Annotated in this window: 19 protein-coding genes; 9 read left to right on the forward strand and 10 right to left on the reverse strand. The window is 59.9% G+C overall.

Annotation, left to right across the window (positions count from 1 at the left end):
• The 4 genes from dnaA to gyrB are packed head-to-tail and all read left to right on the forward strand — an operon-like array spanning position 1 to position 6207.
• On the forward strand, positions 1 to 1518 hold the full coding sequence (gene dnaA, locus ACA054_RS00005) for a chromosomal replication initiator protein DnaA (RefSeq protein ID WP_497687646.1): 1518 nt from the start codon (positions 1 to 3) through the stop codon (positions 1516 to 1518).
• Between the two features lie 38 nt (positions 1519 to 1556).
• The gene (gene dnaN / locus ACA054_RS00010) at positions 1557 to 2660 is read left to right on the forward strand and encodes a DNA polymerase III subunit beta (protein WP_020797992.1); all 1104 of its coding nucleotides are present in this window, start codon (positions 1557 to 1559) and stop codon (positions 2658 to 2660) included.
• Between the two features lie 20 nt (positions 2661 to 2680).
• On the forward strand, positions 2681 to 3784 hold the full coding sequence (gene recF / locus ACA054_RS00015) for a DNA replication/repair protein RecF (RefSeq protein WP_497687647.1): 1104 nt from the start codon (positions 2681 to 2683) through the stop codon (positions 3782 to 3784).
• Positions 3785 to 3789: 5 nt separating this feature from the next.
• Positions 3790 to 6207, forward strand: coding sequence for a DNA topoisomerase (ATP-hydrolyzing) subunit B (gene gyrB / locus ACA054_RS00020; protein ID WP_497687648.1), 2418 nt, complete (start codon positions 3790 to 3792; stop codon positions 6205 to 6207).
• A 264-nt stretch (positions 6208 to 6471) separates the two neighbouring features.
• Here gyrB and ACA054_RS00025 read toward each other — a convergent pair whose 3' ends face one another.
• The 4 genes from ACA054_RS00025 to glyQ form a co-directional block, all read right to left on the reverse strand.
• On the reverse strand, positions 6472 to 7251 hold the full coding sequence (locus ACA054_RS00025; RefSeq protein WP_497687649.1) for a lysophospholipid acyltransferase family protein: 780 nt from the start codon (positions 7249 to 7251) through the stop codon (positions 6472 to 6474).
• A gap of 66 nt (positions 7252 to 7317) precedes the next feature.
• On the reverse strand, positions 7318 to 7851 hold the full coding sequence (gene gmhB, locus ACA054_RS00030; RefSeq protein WP_497687650.1) for a D-glycero-beta-D-manno-heptose 1,7-bisphosphate 7-phosphatase: 534 nt from the start codon (positions 7849 to 7851) through the stop codon (positions 7318 to 7320).
• Between the two features lie 6 nt (positions 7852 to 7857).
• Positions 7858 to 9912 carry a glycine--tRNA ligase subunit beta gene (gene glyS, locus ACA054_RS00035; RefSeq protein ID WP_497687651.1) on the reverse strand — a complete coding sequence of 685 codons (2055 nt, stop codon included), beginning with the start codon at positions 9910 to 9912 and terminating at the stop codon, positions 7858 to 7860.
• Positions 9909 to 10862: a glycine--tRNA ligase subunit alpha gene (glyQ, locus tag ACA054_RS00040; RefSeq protein ID WP_008155694.1), complete on the reverse strand. Its 954-nt coding sequence runs from the start codon at positions 10860 to 10862 to the stop codon at positions 9909 to 9911. The genes glyS and glyQ overlap by 4 nt, the downstream gene beginning before the upstream one ends.
• A gap of 81 nt (positions 10863 to 10943) precedes the next feature.
• Between glyQ and tag the strand changes: the two genes are divergently transcribed.
• Together tag and ACA054_RS00050 are read left to right on the forward strand one after the other, a co-directional pair.
• A complete protein-coding gene (gene tag, locus ACA054_RS00045; RefSeq protein ID WP_497687652.1) occupies positions 10944 to 11501 on the forward strand; it encodes a DNA-3-methyladenine glycosylase I in 558 nt (185 codons plus the stop codon).
• A 40-nt stretch (positions 11502 to 11541) separates the two neighbouring features.
• The gene (locus tag ACA054_RS00050) at positions 11542 to 12429 is read left to right on the forward strand and encodes a lysophospholipid acyltransferase (RefSeq protein WP_497687653.1); all 888 of its coding nucleotides are present in this window, start codon (positions 11542 to 11544) and stop codon (positions 12427 to 12429) included.
• Between the two features lie 25 nt (positions 12430 to 12454).
• Here ACA054_RS00050 and ACA054_RS00055 read toward each other — a convergent pair whose 3' ends face one another.
• The 5 genes from ACA054_RS00055 to def form a co-directional block, all read right to left on the reverse strand.
• A complete protein-coding gene (locus tag ACA054_RS00055) occupies positions 12455 to 12769 on the reverse strand; it encodes a tetratricopeptide repeat protein (RefSeq protein ID WP_497687654.1) in 315 nt (104 codons plus the stop codon).
• A gap of 124 nt (positions 12770 to 12893) precedes the next feature.
• Complete coding sequence (gene trkA, locus ACA054_RS00060; RefSeq protein WP_020798000.1) at positions 12894 to 14267, reverse strand: Trk system potassium transporter TrkA; 1374 nt, start codon at positions 14265 to 14267, stop codon at positions 12894 to 12896.
• A 22-nt stretch (positions 14268 to 14289) separates the two neighbouring features.
• A complete protein-coding gene (gene rsmB, locus ACA054_RS00065; RefSeq protein WP_497687655.1) occupies positions 14290 to 15600 on the reverse strand; it encodes a 16S rRNA (cytosine(967)-C(5))-methyltransferase RsmB in 1311 nt (436 codons plus the stop codon).
• The gene (fmt, locus tag ACA054_RS00070; protein WP_497687656.1) at positions 15597 to 16556 is read right to left on the reverse strand and encodes a methionyl-tRNA formyltransferase; all 960 of its coding nucleotides are present in this window, start codon (positions 16554 to 16556) and stop codon (positions 15597 to 15599) included. The genes rsmB and fmt overlap by 4 nt, the downstream gene beginning before the upstream one ends.
• A 69-nt stretch (positions 16557 to 16625) precedes the next feature.
• Positions 16626 to 17132: a peptide deformylase gene (def, locus tag ACA054_RS00075; protein ID WP_008064647.1), complete on the reverse strand. Its 507-nt coding sequence runs from the start codon at positions 17130 to 17132 to the stop codon at positions 16626 to 16628.
• Between the two features lie 172 nt (positions 17133 to 17304).
• Here def and ACA054_RS00080 point away from each other — a divergent pair, with 172 nt between their 5' ends.
• The 3 genes from ACA054_RS00080 (at position 17305) to tsaC (ending at position 20129) form a co-directional block, all read left to right on the forward strand.
• Positions 17305 to 18330, forward strand: a complete 1026-nt coding sequence (locus tag ACA054_RS00080) for a LysM peptidoglycan-binding domain-containing protein (RefSeq protein WP_497687657.1) — start codon at positions 17305 to 17307, stop codon at positions 18328 to 18330.
• Positions 18331 to 18410: 80 nt separating this feature from the next.
• On the forward strand, positions 18411 to 19517 hold the full coding sequence (gene dprA, locus ACA054_RS00085) for a DNA-processing protein DprA (RefSeq protein WP_497687658.1): 1107 nt from the start codon (positions 18411 to 18413) through the stop codon (positions 19515 to 19517).
• Positions 19518 to 19571: 54 nt separating this feature from the next.
• Positions 19572 to 20129 carry an L-threonylcarbamoyladenylate synthase type 1 TsaC gene (gene tsaC / locus ACA054_RS00090; RefSeq protein WP_497687659.1) on the forward strand — a complete coding sequence of 186 codons (558 nt, stop codon included), beginning with the start codon at positions 19572 to 19574 and terminating at the stop codon, positions 20127 to 20129.
• Positions 20130 to 20225: 96 nt separating this feature from the next.
• Here tsaC and ACA054_RS00095 read toward each other — a convergent pair whose 3' ends face one another.
• Entirely contained in the window at positions 20226 to 21203 is a 978-nt protein-coding gene (locus tag ACA054_RS00095; RefSeq protein WP_497687660.1) for an NADPH:quinone reductase, read from the reverse strand.
• Positions 21204 to 21255: the final 52 nt, after the last annotated feature.

The raw sequence follows: 21255 nt of genomic DNA on the forward strand, positions 1-21255 counted from the left end.
GTGTCAGTGGAACTTTGGCAGCAGTGCGTGGAGCTTTTGCGCGAGGAGCTGCCTGCCCAACAATTCAACACTTGGATCCGTCCACTACAGGTCGAAGCCGAAGGCGACGAGCTGCGTGTCTATGCGCCCAATCGTTTCGTCCTGGACTGGGTCAACGAGAAATACCTGAGTCGCGTCCTGGAATTGCTCGACGAGCACGGCAACGGTATGGCACCTGCGCTTTCCTTATTAATAGGCAGCAAACGCAGCTCTGCTCCGCGCGCCGCGCCAAATGCGCCGCTGGCCGCCGCGGCGGCGTCCCAGGTTCAGGCTGCTGCGGCCGCTTCCGCGCCTGTGGCTGCGCCTGCATCTCCGACCAAGCGTGCGACGCAAAAAGCCGCTGAGACCGAGCTTGAGCCTTCGCGTGACAGCTTCGACCCCATGGCCGGTGCCAGTTCGCAACAGGCTCCGGTTCGCGCCGAGCAACGCACTGTTCAGGTTGAAGGCGCGCTCAAACACACCAGCTACCTGAACCGCACCTTTACCTTCGAAAACTTCGTTGAGGGTAAGTCCAACCAACTGGCCCGGGCCGCGGCCTGGCAAGTGGCGGACAATCCCAAGCACGGTTACAACCCGCTCTTCCTTTATGGTGGTGTAGGTCTGGGTAAAACCCACTTGATGCATGCTGTGGGTAACCATCTATTAAAGAAGAATCCGAATGCCAAGGTCGTGTACCTGCATTCCGAGCGTTTCGTGGCTGACATGGTCAAGGCCCTGCAGCTGAACGCGATCAACGAATTCAAGCGCTTCTACCGTTCGGTGGATGCGTTGCTGATCGACGACATTCAGTTCTTCGCCCGCAAGGAACGTTCCCAGGAAGAGTTTTTCCACACCTTCAACGCCCTGCTTGAAGGTGGCCAGCAGGTCATTCTTACCAGTGACCGCTACCCGAAAGAAATCGAAGGCCTTGAAGAACGCCTGAAGTCGCGCTTCGGCTGGGGCCTAACGGTAGCTGTGGAGCCGCCGGAACTGGAAACCCGTGTCGCGATCCTGATGAAGAAGGCCGACCAGGCCAAGGTCGAACTGCCACACGATGCAGCGTTCTTCATTGCCCAACGCATTCGCTCCAACGTCCGCGAACTGGAAGGTGCGCTCAAACGCGTGATCGCCCATTCGCACTTCATGGGTCGCGATATCACCATCGAGTTGATCCGCGAGTCCCTGAAGGATCTGTTGGCGCTGCAAGACAAACTGGTCTCTGTGGATAACATTCAGCGCACCGTCGCTGAGTACTACAAGATCAAGATCTCGGATTTGTTGTCCAAACGTCGTTCGCGTTCGGTTGCCCGTCCACGCCAGGTCGCCATGGCGTTGTCCAAGGAACTGACCAACCACAGCCTGCCGGAAATCGGAGATGTGTTTGGTGGACGTGACCACACGACTGTTTTGCACGCCTGCCGCAAGATCAACGAACTTAAGGAATCCGACGCGGACATCCGCGAGGACTACAAGAACCTGCTGCGTACACTGACCACTTGATGAACACCAGCGCAGCTTTTAAGGCAAGGGACTAGACCATGCATTTCACCATTCAACGCGAAGCCCTGTTGAAACCCCTGCAACTGGTCGCAGGCGTCGTCGAGCGCCGACAGACCTTGCCGGTGCTTTCCAACGTGCTGCTGGTTGTCGAAGGCCAGCAACTGTCGCTGACCGGTACCGATCTGGAAGTCGAGCTGGTCGGTCGTGTGCAACTCGAAGAGCCTGCTGAAACAGGTTCCATCACCGTGCCTGCACGCAAGCTGATGGATATCTGCAAAAGCCTGCCGAACGATGCGCTGATCGATATCAAGGTCGATGAACAGAAGCTGGTGGTGAAGGCTGGCCGTAGCCGCTTTACCCTCTCGACCTTGCCGGCCAACGATTTCCCTACCGTTGAAGAAGGCCCGGGCTCGCTGACGTGCAGCCTTGAACAAAGCAAACTGCGTCGCCTGATCGAGCGCACCAGCTTCGCCATGGCCCAGCAGGACGTACGTTACTACCTCAACGGCATGCTGCTGGAAGTCTCCGCAGGCGTTATTCGCGCCGTGGCCACCGACGGTCACCGCTTGGCGATGTGCTCGATGCAGGCTGATATCGGCCAGCCGGATCGCCACCAGGTTATCGTACCGCGCAAGGGTATCCTTGAGCTTGCACGTTTGCTGACCGAGCCAGACGGTATCGTCAGCATTGTCCTGGGTCAGCACCATATTCGCGCTACCACCGGTGAGTTCACCTTCACCTCGAAACTGGTCGATGGCAAATTCCCGGACTACGAGCGCGTCCTGCCAAAAGGCGGCGACAAACTGGTGCTCGGTGATCGTCAGGCGCTGCGCGAGGCCTTCAGCCGCACGGCGATTCTTTCCAATGAGAAGTACCGTGGCATCCGTCTGCAACTGGCCCCGGGTCAGCTGAAGATCCAGGCGAACAACCCGGAGCAGGAGGAAGCGGAGGAAGAAGTTGGTGTTGAGTACAACGGCGGCTCCCTGGAAATCGGCTTCAACGTCAGCTACTTGCTCGACGTTCTGGGTGTGATGACCACCGAGCAGGTCCGTCTGATCCTGTCCGACTCCAACAGCAGTGCGCTGGTACAAGAGTCCGACAACGACGACTCGGCCTACGTCGTCATGCCGATGCGTCTGTAATCATGTTCAGCAGAAGCTAGATGTCCCTAAGTCGCGTCTCGGTCACCGCGGTGCGCAATCTGCACCCGGTGACCTTCTCCCCCTCCCCCCGAATCAATATTCTTTACGGCGCCAACGGCAGCGGCAAAACCAGTGTCCTGGAAGCCATTCACCTGCTGGGGCTTGCTCGTTCGTTTCGTAGCACCCGATTGTTGCCTGTCATTCAATACGAACAATTGGCGTGCACGGTATTTGGCCAGGTCGAGTTGGCCGAAGGCGGACACAGCGCCCTGGGCATTTCGCGGGATCGCCAGGGGGAGTTCCAGATCCGGATCGACGGACAGAACGCGCGTAGTGCGGCGCAACTGGCCGAGATCCTGCCGCTGCAGTTGATCAACCCGGACAGCTTCCGCTTGCTGGAAGGCGCGCCGAAGATTCGCCGACAGTTCCTCGACTGGGGCGTGTTCCACGTGGAACCTCGTTTCATGTCCACCTGGCAACGCCTGCAGAAGGCCCTGCGCCAGAGAAACTCTTGGCTGCGGCATGGTACACTTGACGCCGTTTCGCAAGCGGTTTGGGACAGGGAACTGTGCCAAGCCAGCGCTGAAATAGATGAATACCGCCGCGCCTATATCAAAGCCTTGAAACCGGTATTTGAACAGACCTTGAGCGAACTGGTTGAGCTCGAGGGTCTAACGCTCAGCTATTACCGGGGCTGGGACAAAGACCGTGAACTGAGCGCTGTGCTCACCGGATCCCTTCAGCGGGATCAGCAGATGGGGCATACCCAGGCAGGACCGCAACGTGCTGATTTGCGCCTCAGATTGGGCGCTCACAATGCCGCGGACATCCTGTCCCGAGGACAGCAAAAGTTGGTGGTCTGTGCATTGCGGATCGCCCAAGGTCACCTGGTCAGCCAGGCCCGTCGCGGTCAGTGTATTTATCTGGTGGATGACTTGCCGTCCGAACTGGACGAGCAGCACCGTCGCGCGCTTTGCCGCTTGCTGGAAGACTTACGCTGCCAGGTGTTTATCACCTGTGTAGATCACGAATTATTGAGGGAAGTCTGGCAGACGGAAACGCCAGTCGCCCTGTTCCACGTGGAACAGGGCCGTATCACCCAGACCCACGACCATCGGGAGTGAAGGCATTGAGCGAAGAAAATACGTACGACTCAACGAGCATTAAAGTGCTGAAAGGCCTGGATGCCGTACGCAAACGTCCCGGTATGTACATTGGTGACACCGACGATGGCAGCGGTCTGCACCACATGGTGTTCGAGGTGGTCGATAACTCGATCGACGAAGCGCTCGCCGGCCACTGCGACGACATCAGCATCATCATTCACCCGGATGAATCCATCACCGTTAAAGACAACGGCCGTGGCATCCCGGTAGACGTGCACAAAGAAGAAGGCGTTTCGGCAGCCGAGGTCATTATGACCGTGTTGCACGCCGGCGGTAAGTTCGATGACAACTCCTACAAAGTATCCGGCGGTCTGCACGGTGTAGGTGTGTCGGTTGTGAACGCCCTGTCTGAAGAGCTTGTCCTCACCGTTCGCCGCAGCGGCAAGATCTGGGAACAGACTTACGTCCACGGCGTTCCGCAAGAGCCGATGAAAATTGTCGGTGACAGCGAGTCCACCGGTACGCAGATTCACTTCAAGCCTTCGGCTGACACCTTCAAGAACATCCACTTCAGCTGGGACATCCTGGCCAAGCGGATTCGTGAACTGTCCTTCCTCAACTCCGGCGTTGGCATCGTCCTCAAGGATGAGCGCAGCGGCAAGGAAGAACTGTTCAAGTACGAAGGTGGCTTGCGCGCGTTCGTTGAATACCTGAACACCAACAAGACTCCGGTCAACCAGGTGTTCCACTTCAACATCCAGCGTGAAGACGGCATCGGCGTAGAAATTGCCCTGCAGTGGAACGACAGCTTCAACGAGAACCTGTTGTGCTTCACCAACAACATCCCGCAGCGCGACGGCGGTACCCACCTGGTGGGCTTCCGTTCTGCCCTGACACGTAACCTCAACACCTATATCGAAGCCGAAGGTCTGGCGAAGAAGCACAAGGTTGCGACCACCGGTGATGATGCCCGTGAAGGCCTGACCGCGATCATTTCGGTAAAAGTGCCGGACCCGAAGTTCAGCTCCCAGACCAAAGACAAGCTGGTCTCTTCCGAAGTGAAGACCGCGGTCGAACAGGAAATGGGCAAGTACTTCTCCGACTTCCTGCTGGAAAACCCGAACGAAGCCAAGCTGGTTGTCGGCAAGATGATCGACGCTGCACGTGCACGTGAAGCGGCGCGCAAGGCCCGTGAGATGACCCGCCGCAAAGGCGCGCTGGACATCGCTGGCCTGCCGGGCAAACTAGCTGACTGCCAGGAAAAGGACCCTGCCCTCTCCGAACTGTACCTCGTGGAAGGTGACTCTGCTGGCGGCTCCGCCAAGCAGGGACGTAACCGTCGGACCCAGGCCATCCTGCCGCTGAAGGGCAAGATCCTGAACGTCGAGAAGGCGCGCTTCGACAAGATGATCTCTTCCCAGGAAGTAGGCACCTTGATCACCGCGCTGGGCTGCGGCATCGGCCGGGACGAGTACAACATCGACAAGCTGCGTTACCACAACATCATCATCATGACCGATGCTGACGTCGACGGTTCGCACATCCGTACCCTGCTGCTGACCTTCTTCTTCCGTCAGTTGCCGGAGCTGATCGAACGCGGCTACATCTACATCGCTCAGCCACCGCTGTACAAGGTCAAGAAGGGCAAGCAAGAGCAATACATCAAAGACGACGAGGCCATGGAAGAGTACATGACCCAGTCGGCCCTGGAAGATGCGAGCCTGCACCTGAACGAAGAAGCACCTGGTATCTCCGGTGAAGCGCTTGAGCGTCTGGTGAATGACTTCCGTCTGGTGATGAAGACCCTCAAGCGTCTGTCGCGCCTGTACCCACAGGAGCTGACCGAGCACTTCATCTACCTGCCTGCGGTGAGCATGGAGCAACTGTCCGATCACGCAGCGATGCAAGATTGGCTGGCTCAGTATGAAGTTCGCTTGCGCACCGTCGAGAAGTCCGGCCTGGTATACAAAGCCAGCCTGCGTGAAGATCGTGAACGTAACGTCTGGCTACCAGAGGTCGAACTGATCTCCCACGGCCTGTCGAACTACGTCACCTTCAACCGCGACTTCTTCGGCAGTAACGATTACAAGACTGTCGTTTCGCTAGGCGCTCAACTGAGCACCCTGCTGGACGACGGCGCGTACATCCAGCGTGGCGAGCGCAAGAAGCCGGTGACCGAGTTCAAGGAAGCCCTTGAATGGCTGATGGCTGAAAGCACCAAGCGTCACACCATCCAGCGATACAAAGGTCTGGGCGAAATGAACCCGGATCAGCTGTGGGAAACCACCATGGACCCAAGCCAGCGCCGGATGCTCAAAGTGACCATCGAAGACGCTATTGGCGCGGACCAGATCTTCAACACCCTGATGGGTGATGCGGTCGAACCTCGCCGTGACTTCATCGAAAGCAACGCCCTGGCGGTTTCCAACCTGGACTTCTGATCGCGGGTATCTCGCCAAACGAAAAAGGCCAACGTCACGCGTTGGCCTTTTTTGTGTCAAAAAATAAATCTTCTGCAAGAGTGAAACACCCACATTACAGGCATAAAAAAACCGGCTATATGAGCCGGTTTTTTTGCGCCCGAAAAAAACTTATGCACGTTTTTCGGGTTTTTTACTGTTTAAGAAATATCTATATAAATCATCAAGTTAGAAACAAAACAGAGCGCTATTCTCACAAACGATACACAGGTTATCCACAGAACCTCAGACAACCGCCTGATCGTTGGCAACCGGCGCTTTGGGGGCCGGTGGCAGAGAGCCCATTTCCCTTTGCATCTGCTCGTTCCAGGCCTGAACCCGATCGTTCAGATCGGCGATGGCGCGTGGTCCGCTACCTTCGGCATACATGGGTGCGCCGATGATCACGGTGATGACACCCTGCTTCTTCTTCCAGCCGGCTTTCGGCCAGAACTTGCCAGCGTTGTGTGCAATCGGCAGGACCGGCAGTTCGGCATTGACCGCCAGCGCCGTACCGCCGCGTGAGAATTTGCCGATGGTGCCGTAGGGAACGCGTGTGCCTTCGGGGAAAATCAGCACCCAGACGTTATCCTTGAGCAACTCATGGCCTTTCTTGGCGACATGCTTGAGTGCCGCTTTTGGGTTGTCCCGGTCGATGGCGATCGGACGCAGCATGGCCATGGCCCAGCCGAAGAAAGGCATGTAGAGCAATTCGCGCTTGAGCACTTGGCTCAATGGCTCGAAATAGGCTGAGAGAAAGAATGTCTCCCAGGTGCTCTGGTGGTTCGACTGAATCACGCAGGGCTGTGCCGGCACGTTCTCGGCACCCTTCACTTCGTAGCTAATACCCAGGAACACCTTGCTCAGCCACAAGGCGCAGCGGCACCAATATACGTTGATGAACCGATAGCGCGCCTTGAACGGCAGAAATGGCGCGATAAAAAAACTCAGGCTGCACCACAGCAAAGAGCTGGTGCCTAGCAGCAGGTAAAAGAGGAATGTTCTGATGGCCTGCAGTATCGACATGGCGACGTTTACCGTTACGGGCAATGCCCGACTGTTCAAGCGCACTCCCGATCTGTCGAAAGCGCTCTAATTGTGGATAAGTTCTGCGGCAATCGCCGCCAGATCGTCGAAAATCAAAGTGCCTGCCGGTAGGGTCTTGCCCAAAGTCTTTTCGCCTTTCCCGGTCTTAACTAAAACTGGCTGAGAATCGACGGCTTTGGCGGCTTCCAGGTCACCGAGACTATCGCCGACGAACCATAGATTTGTCAGCGATACGTTGTAATGTGCGGCGATGCTTTTCAACATCCCGGGTTTGGGCTTGCGGCAATCGCAGCCTTCGTCCGGCCCGTGCGGGCAATAGACGATCAGCCCGACTTCACCACCCTGCTCGGCCACCAGCGAGCGCAAGCGCTCGTGCATGGCGTCCAGGGTGGCGAGATCGTAATAGCCGCGAGCGATGCCCGACTGGTTGGTGGCGACCGCCACCGTCCAGCCGGCCTTGCTCAACTGCGCGATGGCTTCGATCGAACCGGGGAGTGGAATCCACTCCTCCACCGACTTGATGTAAGCGTCGGAGTCGTAATTGATCACCCCGTCCCGATCGAGAATCAGCAGTTTCAATCAGTCTTACCCCAGCAACGAAATATCGGCGACGCCGAGGAACAAGCCACGCAGACGCGCCAGCAGTGCATAACGGTTCGCGCGCACATTGGCGTCTTCCGCGTTGACCATCACCGCTTCGAAGAACGCATCCACCGGCTCGCGCAATGCGGCCAGGCGTGCCAGCGATTCGCTGTACTGACGCGCCGCAGCCATAGGCTGGACGGCCTGGTCAGCCTGCTGGATTGCCGAGTACAGGGAGAACTCGTTGGCATTGTCGAAGTACTTGGCTTCTACCACGGTCGGCACCGAGCCTTCGACCTTGCTCAGCAAGTTCGATACGCGCTTGTTCACCGCCGCCAGGGCCGCGGCTTCCGGCAACTTGCGGAAGGCCTGTACCGCTTGCACGCGCTGGTCGAAGTCCAGGGCCGAGCCCGGGTTCAAGGCGCGAACCGACAGGTAGGTCGCCACGTCGACGCCTTCATCCTCATAACGGGCACGCAGACGGTCGAAGATGAATTCCAGCACTGCGTCGTTGAGGCCGGCTGCCTTGACCTTGGCACCGAACGCATTCACGGCGAAGGCCACGGCGTCGTTCAGGTCCAGATCCAGTTGTTTCTCGATGAGGATACGCAGCACACCCAATGCGGCACGGCGCAGTGCGTACGGGTCTTTGCTACCGGTCGGCAGCATGCCGATACCGAAGATACCCACGAGGGTGTCGAGCTTGTCGGCGATGGCCACGGCCGCACCGGTCAGGGTGGCTGGCAGTTCGGCACCGGCACCGCGCGGCATGTACTGCTCGTTCAGGGCCAAGGCGACGTCTTCCGGCTCGCCGTCATTGAGGGCGTAGTAGTAACCGGCGACACCTTGCATCTCCGGGAACTCGCCGACCATTTCGGTCGCCAGGTCGCATTTCGACAGCAAGCCTGCGCGAGCGGCCCACGAAGCGTTGCCGCCAATACGCGCAGCGATGTAGGCGGCGAGTTTGGAAACGCGTTCGGCCTTGTCGTAGACGCTGCCGAGTTTTTCCTGGAACACCACGTTCTGCAGGCGCTGGTTGAAGTCTTCGAGCTTCTGCTTCTTGTCTTGCTTGAAGAAGAACTCGGCGTCGGTCAGGCGTGGGCGAACCACTTTCTCGTTACCAGCGATGATCTGCTGCGGGTCTTTGCTTTCGATGTTGGCCACGGTGATGAAACGTGGCAGCAACTTGCCGTCGGCATCCAGCAGGCAGAAGTACTTCTGGTTGTCCTGCATGGTGGTAATCAGCGCTTCTTGCGGCACGTCGAGGAAACGCTCCTCGAACGAGCACACCAGCGGCACCGGCCATTCGACCAGTGCGGTCACTTCATCGAGCAGGGCTGGCGGAACGATCGCCGTGCCTTCCTGACGGGTGGCCAGCTCTTCGGTGCGCTTGCTGATGATGTCGCGACGCTCGTTGGCGTCGGCCAGCACGTAAGCGGCACGCAGGTCGGCCAGGTAGCTGGACGGCGAACCGATACGCACGTTTTCCGGATGGTGGAAGCGGTGACCACGGGATTCACGGCCGGACTTCTGGGCGAGGATGGTGCAGTCGATGACCTGGTCACCGAGCAGCATCACCAGCCACTGGGTCGGACGCACGAACTCTTCCTTGCGCGCACCCCAACGCATGCGTTTCGGGATCGGCAGGTCGTTCAGCGAATCTTCGACGATGGTCGGCAGCAGGCTCGCGGTCGGCTTGCCGGCGATACTCTGGCTGTAGCGCAGTTTCGGACCGCTCTGATCGATTTCGCTCAGGTCGACCCCGCACTTCTTGGCAAAGCCCAGTGCCGCTTGGGTCGGGTTGCCTTCGGCATCGAAAGCGGCCTGACGTGGCGGGCCATCGAGGTTGATGCTGCGATCAGGTTGCTGGGTGGCCAGCGAGGTGATCAGCACCGCCAGACGGCGCGGCGCGGCATAGACGGTTTTGGTCTCGTAGTTCAGGCCGGCAGCTTGCAGGCCCTTGTCGATACCGGCAAGGAACGCCTCGGCCAGGGTGTTCAGGGCCTTGGGTGGCAGCTCTTCAGTGCCCAGTTCAACCAGAAAATCCAGAGCACTCATTGTGCAGCCTCCAGCTTGGCCAGTACTTCGTCACGCAGGTCCGGGGTCGCCATCGGGAAGCCCAGCTTGGCGCGAGCCAGCAGGTAGGCTTGCGCAACGGAACGCGCCAGGGTGCGTACACGCAGGATGTATTGCTGACGCGCGGTCACGGAAATCGCCCGGCGCGCATCCAGCAGGTTGAAGGTGTGGGACGCCTTCAACACCATTTCGTAGCTCGGCAACGGCAGCGGCTGGTCGAGTTCGATCAGGCGCTTGGCTTCGCTCTCGTAGAAATCGAACAGTTCGAACAGTTTTTCGACGTTGGCGTGTTCGAAGTTGTAGGTCGACTGCTCCACTTCGTTCTGGTGGAACACGTCGCCGTAGGTGACCTTGCCCATCGGGCCGTCAGCCCAGACCAGGTCGTAGACCGAGTCCACGCCTTGCAGGTACATGGCCAGGCGTTCCAGACCGTAGGTGATCTCGCCGGTCACCGGGTAGCACTCGATGCCGCCCGCTTGCTGGAAGTAGGTGAACTGGGTCACTTCCATGCCATTGAGCCAGACTTCCCAGCCCAGACCCCAGGCGCCGAGGGTCGGCGATTCCCAGTTGTCTTCGACGAAGCGGATGTCATGCACCAATGGGTCCAGGCCCACGTGCTTGAGGGAGCCCAGGTACAGTTCCTGGAAGTTGTCCGGGTTCGGCTTCAACACCACCTGGAACTGGTAGTAGTGCTGCAGACGGTTCGGGTTTTCGCCGTAGCGGCCGTCAGTCGGGCGACGACTTGGCTGCACATAAGCGGCGTTCCAGGTTTCCGGGCCAATGGCGCGCAGGAATGTTGCGGTGTGGAAAGTGCCGGCGCCTACTTCCATATCGTAGGGCTGAAGTACCACACAACCTTGCTCGGCCCAGTATTGCTGGAGGGCGAGGATCAAGTCTTGGAAGGTACGCACGGCTGGCGTAGGCTGGCTCACGAAATTCACCTGTTTCTTGGGCTGCGATTTAAAGAGCGGGAGTATACCCGATTCGTTGCTGCGCACGCCCCCTGGAGCCTTATGCCACGCTGCTTTTGGTGTTCCGAAGATCCGCTGTACATGGCTTATCACGATCAGGAGTGGGGCACGCCGCTACGCGATGCGCAGGCATTGTTCGAGTTGCTTTTGCTCGAAGGGTTCCAGGCCGGCCTTTCCTGGATCACGGTGCTACGCAAACGCGAGCATTATCGCCAGGTGATGTACGGCTTCGACGTGCAGCGCGTGGCGCAGATGAGCGACGCGGAAATCGATGAATTGATGCTTGATCCGGGGATCATCCGCAATCGCCTCAAGCTCAATGCGGCCCGGCGCAATGCCCAGGCCTGGATGGCGCTGGAGGACCCGGTGGCGTTTCTGTGGTCATTTGTCGGCGGTGTGCCGAAGATCAATCATTTCAAGGATCGCAGCGAAGTGCCGGCCATCACGCCCGAGGCGGTGGAGATGAGCAAAGGCTTGAAAAAAGCCGGGTTCACCTTCGTTGGCCCAACCATCTGCTACGCGCTGATGCAGGCTTCGGGCATGGTCATGGACCATACCCGGGATTGCGATCGCTACGCGCTGCTGGCGAACGGCGGTTAGAATAGCCGCCTCGCGCACAGCACAAGATCAGGAGTGACCTGTGGATAAGTTGAAAGGCGCCTTGCTGGTAGGCGCTCTGCGGCTGTTTGCCCTGCTCCCGTGGCGGGCAGTACAAGCCGTGGGCTCGGCGATAGGCTGGGTCATGTGGAAAACCCCGAACCGTTCCCGCGACGTGGTGCGGATCAATCTGTCCAAGTGCTTTCCCGACATGGACCCCACCGAGCGTGAGCGCCTGGTGGGCCAGAGCCTCAGGGACATCGGCAAGTCCCTGACCGAAAGCGCCTGCGCCTGGATCTGGCCGGCCCAGCGTTCCATTGACCTGGTCCGCGAAGTGGAGGGCCTCGACGTATTGAAAGACGCCCTCGCCTCCGGCAAAGGCGTGGTGGGCATCACCAGTCACCTGGGCAACTGGGAAGTGCTCAACCACTTCTATTGCAGCCAGTGCAAACCGATCATTTTCTATCGCCCGCCGAAATTGAAAGCGGTGGATGAATTGCTGCAAAAGCAACGGGTGCAGCTGGGCAACAAGGTGGCCGCCTCCACCAAGGAAGGCATCCTCAGCGTGATCAAGGAAGTGCGCAAAGGTGGTGCAGTGGGGATTCCCGCTGACCCGGAACCGGCCGAATCCGCCGGGATCTTCGTGCCGTTTTTCGCCACCCAGGCGTTGACCAGCAAGTTCGTGCCGAACATGCTCGCCGGTGGCAAAGCGGTTGGCGTGTTCCTGCATGCGCTGCGGTTGCCGGACGGTTCGGGATACAAGGTGATCCTGGAAGCCGCGCCCGAGGCCATGTATAGCACCGATACCGCCACTTCTTGTGCAGCCATGAGCCAGGTCGTCGAGCGCTATGTGAGGGCGTATCCGAGCCAGTACATGTGGAGCATGAAGCGCTTCAAGAAGCGTCCACCGGGTGAAGAACGCTGGTACTGAGTCGGATGGCTTGCGCTATCTCTGATCAGTGTGCCTGACGGTCGAGCTTCTTCAGAAATACTGTCATTTCCTTCTCGGCCTGTTTGTCGCCGTGGTTTTGGGCGGCTAACAGGCCTTTCTCCCAGGCTTGTCGCGCCGCAGCAAAATCCGCCAGCGCCAGATGAGCCTTGCCTAACAGTTTCCAGGCGGCCGAATACTTCGGATCGATCTCGACGCAGCGCTGGAAATGCTCAACTGCCTTGGCGTTTTCCCCAAGATCCAGGTAACCCTTGCCCAGGCCGAAGCGCAGCAATGTGTTATCCACACCCTTGGCGAGCATTTTTTCCAGGGATTCGATCATGGGTGACACCTCTTGTGATCGTTCCCACGCTCTGCGTGGGAACGCCTCAATGGACGCTCTGCGTCCGCTTTGGGACGCGGAGCGTCCCGGGCTGCATTCCCACGCAGAGCGTGGGAACGATCAGTTAGAAGAAGCTGAGTCCGACATGGAACAGCTTTTCCACATCGCGAATATGCTTTTTATCCACAAGGAACAGGATCACATGGTCGCCGGCGGCGATCACGGTGTCATCGTGCGCGATAATGACCTCTTCATCGCGAATAATGGCGCCAATCGTCGTACCTGGTGGCAAGCCGATATTCTCGATGGCCTTGCCAATGACCTTGCTCGATTTCGCATCGCCATGGGCAATGGCCTCGATGGCTTCAGCCGCACCGCGGCGAAGTGAGTGCACGCTGACGATATCGCCGCGACGCACGTGCGCCAACAAGGTGCCGATGGTCGCCAGTTGCGGGCTGATGGCGATGTCGATGTCGCCGCCCTGGATCAGGTCGACGTAGGCCGGATTGTTGATGATGGTCATCACCTTCTTCGCCCCCAGGCGCTTGGCCAGCAGCGATGACATGATGTTGGCCTCGTCATCGTTGGTCAGGGCCAGGAAGATGTCCGCGTCGGCGATGTTCTCTTCCAGCAACAGGTCACGGTCGGAGGCACTGCCCTGCAACACCACGGTGCTGTCGAGGGTGTCCGAGAGATGACGGCAACGTGCCGGATTCATTTCGATGATCTTCACCTGGTAACGGCTTTCGATGGCTTCGGCCAGGCGTTCCCCGATCTGCCCGCCACCGGCGATGACGATACGCTTGTAGGTCTCGTCGAGACGGCGCATTTCACTCATGACGGCACGAATATTCGCCCGTGCGGCAATGAAAAACACTTCGTCGTCCGCTTCGATCACTGTATCGCCCTGAGGCAGGATCGGCCGGTCGCGACGAAAAATCGCGGCCACGCGGGTTTCGACGTTCGGCATGTGTTCACGCAGTTGGCGCAGTTGCTGGCCCACCAGCGGCCCGCCGTAATAGGCCCGCACCGCGACCAACTGCGCCTTGCCCTCGGCGAAGTCGATCACCTGCAAGGCGCCCGGGTGCTGGATCAGGCGCTTGATGTAATTGGTGACCACTTGCTCGGGGCTGATCAGCACATCCACCGGGATCGCTTCGTTGTCGAACAGTTCGTTGCGGGTCAGGTACGCCGCTTCACGGACGCGGGCGATCTTGGTCGGTGTATGAAACAGGGTATGGGCAACCTGACAGGCCACCATGTTGGTTTCATCGCTGCTGGTCACGGCGACCAGCATGTCGGCATCGTCGGCGCCGGCCTGGCGCAGAATGCTCGGCAGCGAACCGCGACCCTGTACCGTGCGGATGTCCAGCCGGTCACCGAGATCCCGCAGGCGTTCGCCGTCGGTGTCGACCACGGTAATGTCATTCGCTTCGCTTGCCAGGTGCTCCGCCAGCGAACCGCCGACCTGCCCTGCTCCGAGGATGATGATTTTCATCCAGTCACTCCGTTGAATCCGTTTAACCGCGTGCGGCGGCGATCTTGATCAGCTTGGCGTAGTAGAACCCGTCGTGGCCGCCTTCCTGGGCCAGCAATTGCCGCCCATGGGGCTGCTTGATCCCGGCCGTCGTGGCCAGGTCCAGTTCGCGGGCGCCCGATGTGCGAGCGAGGAAGGCCTCGATCACTTCGGTGTTTTCGGTCGGCAGCGTGGAACAGGTGGCGTAGAGCAGGATGCCGCCGACTTCCAGCGTCATCCACAGGGCATCCAGCAATTCGCCTTGCAGCGACGCCAGCGCGGCAATGTCATCGGGCTGGCGAGTCAGCTTGATGTCCGGGTGACGGCGAATCACGCCGGTGGCCGAGCACGGCGCATCGAGGAGGATGCGCTGGAAGGGCTTGCCGTCCCACCAGGTGGCGGTGTCGCGGCCGTCGGCGGCGATCAGTTCGGCACTCAATTTCAGGCGTTCGAGGTTCTCGCGTACCCGTACCAGGCGTTTGGCTTCAAGGTCCACCGCTACCACGCCGGCCAGTTTGGGTTCGGCTTCGAGGATGTGGCAGGTCTTGCCGCCAGGTGCACAGCAAGCATCGAGCACGCGTTGGCCCGGCGCCAGATCCAGCAAGTCGGCGGCCAGTTGGGCCGCTTCGTCTTGCACGCTGATCCAGCCTTCGGCGAAGCCTGGCAGGCTGCGCACGTCGGCGGCTGCGTCGAGGATGATGCCGTCGCGACTGTACACGCAGGCACTGGCGGCAATTGCAGCTTCAATGAGCAACCCAAGGTAGGCATCACGGCTGTGATGGCGGCGGTTGACCCGCAGGATCATGGGCGGGTGCGCGTTGTTCGCCGCACAAATGGCTTCCCACTGCTCGGGCCAGAAGGCTTTGAGCGACTTCTGCAGCCAGCGCGGGTGAGCGGTGCGCACCACCGGGTCGTGTTCCAGCTCGCTCAGCAGGGTTTCGCTTTCCCGCTGCGCGCGGCGCAGTACGGCATTGAGCAAGGCCTTGGCCCAGGGCTTTTTCAGCTTGTCGGCGCAACCAACGGTTTCGCCGATCGCGGCGTGGGGCGGAACGCGGGTGTAGAGCAGTTGGTAGAGACCGACCAGCAACAGGGCTTCGACATCGGCGTCGGCAGCCTTGAACGGTTTTTGCAGCAGCTTGGCCGCCAGCGCCGACAAGCGCGGCTGCCAGCGAGCGGTGCCGAACGCCAGATCCTGGGTGAAGCCGCGATCACGGTCTTCGACCTTGTCCAGTTGCGTCGGCAGTGAACTGTTGAGCGAGGCTTTTCCGTTCAGGACAGCGGCGAGTGCCTTGGCGGCGGCTAGACGCGGGTTCATTGAGCGTCCACCGCTTGACCGAGGACGGTGCCAATGGCGAATTTCTCACGGCGGCTGTTGAACAGGTCGCTGAAGGCCAGCGCCTTGCCACCGGGCAATTGCAGGCGGGTCAGGCACAGGGCCTGCTGACCGCAGGCGACGATCAGCCCGTCCTTGCTGGCGCCGAGAATTTCACCCGCTGCGCCCTGCCCTTCGACAAGGTTCGCCGCCAGCACTTTCAACGCTTCGCCGTTCAGTGTGCTGTGGGTGATCGGCCAAGGGTTGAAAGCGCGAACCAGACGCTCCAGCTCAACCGCTGGACGCGTCCAGTCGATGCGCGCCTCGTCCTTGTTCAATTTGTGTGCGTAGGTGGCCAGGCTGTCGTCCTGCACTTCACCTTCCAGCATACCGGCGGCGAGGCCGGCAATCGCCTGGACCACGGCGGGCGGACCCATTTCGGCCAGACGGTCGTGCAGGCTGCCACCGGTGTCCTCGGCGCTGATCGGCGTGATGACTTTCAGCAGCATCGGCCCGGTGTCGAGGCCGGCTTCCATGCGCATCACCGTCACGCCGCTTTCGCTATCGCCGGCTTCGACGGCGCGCTGGATCGGCGCCGCACCGCGCCAGCGAGGCAGCAGCGAAGCGTGGCTGTTGATGCAGCCCAGGCGCGGAATATCCAGTACCACCTGCGGCAGGATCAGGCCGTAGGCAACCACCACCATCAAGTCCGGCTTCAGCGCGGCCAATTCGGCCTGGGCGTCTGCATTGCGCAAGGTAGGGGGTTGCAACACCGCAATATTGTTTTCAAGGGCGAGTTGCTTGACCGGGCTCGGCATCAGCTTTTGCCCACGCCCCGCCGGACGATCCGGCTGGGTGTAGACCGCAACGATCTCGTAAGGGCTGTCGAGCAGGGCCTTGAGGTGTTCGGCGGCGAATTCCGGGGTGCCGGCAAAGACAATGCGCAGTGGCTCAGTCATGAAAGCTCTCGATTACAAAGCATCTTGAAAAGAAAAAGGCTTGCCGCAGCAAGCCTTTGAAGAGGGGCATCAAGCGTTCTGGCGGTGAAGTTTTTCCAGTTTCTTCTTGATACGGTCGCGTTTGAGCGTGGACAGGTAGTCGACGAACAATTTGCCGTTGAGGTGGTCGCATTCGTGCTGGATGCAAACGGCGAGCAGGCCTTCGGCGATCAGTTCGTAAGGCTGGCCATCGCGGTCCAGGGCCTTGACCTTGACCTTCTGCGGGCGATCGACGTTTTCGTAGAAACCCGGCACCGAGAGGCAGCCTTCCTGGTATTGCTCCATCTCGTCGGTCAGGGGCTCGAACTCGGGGTTGATGAACACCCGTGGTTCGGTGCGGTCTTCGGAGAGGTCCATCACGACGATACGTTTGTGCACGTTGACCTGGGTCGCGGCGAGGCCGATGCCTGGCGCTTCATACATTGTTTCAAACATATCATCGACCAGCTGACGCACTTCGTCGTCCACTACGGTCACTGTCTTGGCGATCGTACGCAGGCGTGGGTCAGGGAATTCGAGGATGTTTAAAATGGCCATAAGCTTTGATTACTGCACGTGTGAAGTAAAGTCGGGTCGATGGCCTGGCCGCTCCGAAGATGCAGGCTACCGTTGTAAAACGTAGCTCCCTTCTTTTTATAAGCAAGCCGGGAGCGAGCCATTGAGGGCTCTGGCGTTTCACGCGAATGCACATAATAAAGGGATTCATCGCATGAGGAAATCACTACTCGCCCTGCTCCTTCTGGCCTCGGCAGGTTTTGCGCACGGGCAAGTGCAACTTCGGGAGGGTTTTCCACAGCAGTACACCGTGGCAACGGGCGACACACTCTGGGACATATCGGGAAAATATCTGCGTGAGCCGTGGCGGTGGCCGCAACTCTGGCAGGCCAATCCACAGATAGAAAATCCGAATCTCATCTATCCCGGTGACACGTTATCGCTGGTCTACGTCAACGGCCAGCCGCGACTGACCCTCAATCGCGGCGCCTCGCGGGGCACCATCAAACTGTCGCCACAGGTGCGCAGCAGTCCGGTGGCCGACGCGATCCCGAGCATCCCGCTGAAATCGATCAACAGCTTTTTGCTGAGCAACCGCATCGTCGACAAGGCCGAGGACTTCGACAAGGCGCCTTATATCGTTGCCGGTGATGCCGAGCGCGTACTCAGCGGCACAGGCGACCGTATCTTCGCCCGCGGCCACTTCGACCCGGCTCAACCGATGTACGGCATCTTCCGCCAGGGCAAGGTCTACACCGATCCGCAGACCCAGGAGTTCCTGGGCATCAACGCCGACGACATTGGCGGTGGCGAGATCGTCGCCACCGAAGGCGACGTCGCGACCCTGGCGCTGCAACGCACGACCCAGGAAGTTCGCCTCGGCGACCGCCTGTTCAGCGGCGAGGAGCGCTCGATCAATTCGACCTTCATGCCCAGCGCGCCCGATACCCAGGTCAATGGCCTGATCATTGACGTGCCACGCGGGGTCACGCAGATCGGTGCGCTGGACGTGGTCACCTTGAACAAGGGGCAACGCGACGGCCTGGTCGAAGGGAATGTCCTGGCAGTAATGAAAACCGGCGAAACCGTGCGCGACCGGATCACCGGCCAGCCCTTGAAAATTCCCGATGAACGCGCCGGCCTGCTGATGGTTTTTCGTAGCTACGACAAGCTCAGCTATGGGCTGGTGCTGATTGCCTCACGTTCTTTGGCCGTGCTGGACAAGGTGCAAAATCCTTAGCTCACTTCACAAGTTACCAACAGAGTTATCCACAGCTTATTCCCGTTTCGACGGGTGCTCATAACGATCAAGGATGATCCATGTCGATACCACCTGTTACACCGGTTTCCCCTGCGGAACTGGAAGCGCGTTTACGTCTGCACCGTCTGCCGGAACTTGGCCCGGCGCGTTTCAGGAAATTGCTGGAAGCCTTCGGTTCGGCGTCCAAAGCCATCAGTGCACCTGCCAGTGCGTGGCGAGCATTGGGCTTGCCGCAGGTGTGTGGCGAGGCCAGGCGCGCCCCGGAAATTCGTGACGGCGCCAGCCACGCATTGGCCTGGATAGAGCGTCAGGACCAGCATTTACTGATGTGGGACCAGCCCGACTACCCGGCGCTGCTGGCGCAAATCAGCGATGCGCCGCCGTTGCTATTCGTGGCGGGCGATCCGCAGATTCTGGAAAAACCACAGCTGGCGATGGTCGGCAGCCGTCGTGCTTCACGGCCAGGCATGGACACCGCCACCGCGTTTTCCCGCAGCTTGGCCGGTGCCGGGTTCGTCATCACCAGCGGTCTGGCCTTGGGGATCGATGCTGCCGCGCACCAGGCGGCACTGGATGTCGGCGGCCGAACGGTGGGGGTACTTGGCACGGGGCTTGAAAACTTTTATCCACAGCGCAATCGTCGACTGGCGGACGCCATGATCGCGTCGGGCAGCGCGGTGCTCTCGGAGTTTCCGCTGGACGCCGGTCCCAGCGCCAGCAACTTTCCCCGACGCAACCGGATCATCAGCGGATTGTCCTTGGGCGTGCTGGTGGTCGAAGCCAGTGTTGCTAGTGGTTCGTTGATCACGGCCAGGCTGGCGGCGGATCAGGGGCGCGAGGTGTATGCGATTCCTGGGTCGATTCATCATCCCGGCGCTCGCGGTTGCCATCAGTTGATCCGCGACGGCGCCGTGTTGGTGGAGACCATCGAGCATATCCTTGAAGCCTTGCGTGGCTGGCAGCAGCTGCCGTTTTCAGCAGAAACACCCGCGGTCGCAACGAGCCATCCGCTGCTGACGCTGCTTCATGCCGCCCCCCACACCAGTGAAGCGCTGGCCGATGCCAGTGGTTGGACTTTGCCCAAGGTCCTGGCGACGTTGACGGAGCTGGAAATGGATGGCCGCGCTGTCTGCGAAAACGGGCGCTGGTTTGCGCGGGTAAGCTAGGTTTTACAAGGAAGATCGGTAAACTGCGCAGAGCCTTATTCTGGAGAGTTTTTCATGGTCAACAGTTGGCGTGTGCAGCAAGCCGCACGAGCAATTCGCGCAGGGGCGGTGATTGCCTACCCAACCGAAGCTGTCTGGGGTCTGGGTTGCAACCCGTGGGATGAAGAGGCAGTGGATCGTTTGCTGCTGATCAAGGGTCGGTCTGTGGACAAGGGCCTGATCCTGGTGGCCGACAATATCCGCCAGTTCGACTTCCTCTTTGAAGACTTCCCCGAGCTGTGGATGGACCGCATGGCCAGTACCTGGCCGGGGCCGAACACCTGGCTGGTGCCGCATCAGAACATGTTGCCGGAGTGGATTACCGGTGTGCATGAAACGGTGGCATTGCGGGTCAGCGATCATCCTCAGGTGCGGGATTTGTGCGCGCTGGTAGGTCCGCTGGTGTCGACGTCCGCCAACCCCCAGGGCCGGCCGGCGGCGCGCACGCGGATTCGCGTGGAGCAGTATTTCCGTGGTCAGGTTGACCTGGTGTTGGGTGGGAACCTGGGTGGGCGCAAGAACCCGAGTGTTATCCGGGATCTGGCGACCGCGCATGTTGTGCGCCCCGACTGATACCGCGTCGCGCCCTTCGCGAGCAGGCTCGCTCCCACATTGGTTTTGTGTCGATCATAAAAACCTGTGGGAGCGAGCCTGCTCGCGAAGGGGCCATCAAGGCAACAAAATGACCGAACCGGTTGTACGCCGCGCCGACAACTCGGTCTGCGCCTTCGCCGCTTCAGCCAATGGATAACGCTGGCTGATGTCCACGGTCAGCTTGCCGCTGATGATCATCTCGAACAACTCATCGGCCATGCGCTGCAGGTTCTCGGCATTGTTGGCGTAGGTCGCCAGCGTCGGTCGGGTGACATACAACGAGCCTTTCCCCGCCAGAATCCCCAGGTTCACCCCGTCCACCGCCCCGGATGCATTACCGAAGCTCACAACCAGCCCACGAGGCGCCGCGCTGTCGAGCGAGGTCAGCCAGGTGTCCTTGCCGACGCCGTCGTACACCACCGGGACCTTTTTGCCGTCAGTCAATTCCAGTACGCGTTGTGCGACGTTTTCATGGCTGTAGTCGATGGTCGCCCAGGCACCATTGGCCTTGGCCAGTGCGGCTTTGTGCGCGGAACTCACGGTGCCGATCAACTTCACGCCCAAGGCCCTGGCCCATTGGCAGGCCAGGGAACCGACACCACCGGCAGCGGCGTGGAACAGGATGGTTTCGCCACCCTTGAGTTCATAGGTCTGACGCAGCAGGTACTGCACGGTCAGGCCCTTGAGCATCACACCGGCTGCCTGTTCGAAACTGATAGCGTCCGGAAGGTGTACCAGGTTGGCCTCGGGCAGAACGTGAACCTCGCTGTAGGCACCCAACGGGCCGCTGCCGTAAGCCACCCGATCTCCGACCTTGAACCGGGTCACTTCGCTGCCGACCGCCTCGACCACGCCCGCGCCTTCCGCGCCGACACCCGATGGCAGGGACGGTGGCGGATAGAGGCCGCTGCGGTAATAGGTGTCGATGAAGTTCAGGCCGATGGCCTTGTTGGTCACGCGGACCTGCTGCGGGCCGGGCTCGGCGGGCTGGTAATCGACATACTCAAGCACTTCGGGGCCACCATGGGCACGGAACTGGATACGCTTTGCCATCTGCACTCTCCTGAGATTGTTTTACCAAGCGCCCTATCGGACTCCTAAGCGT

The organism is Pseudomonas sp. LBUM1653, assembly GCF_059716115.1.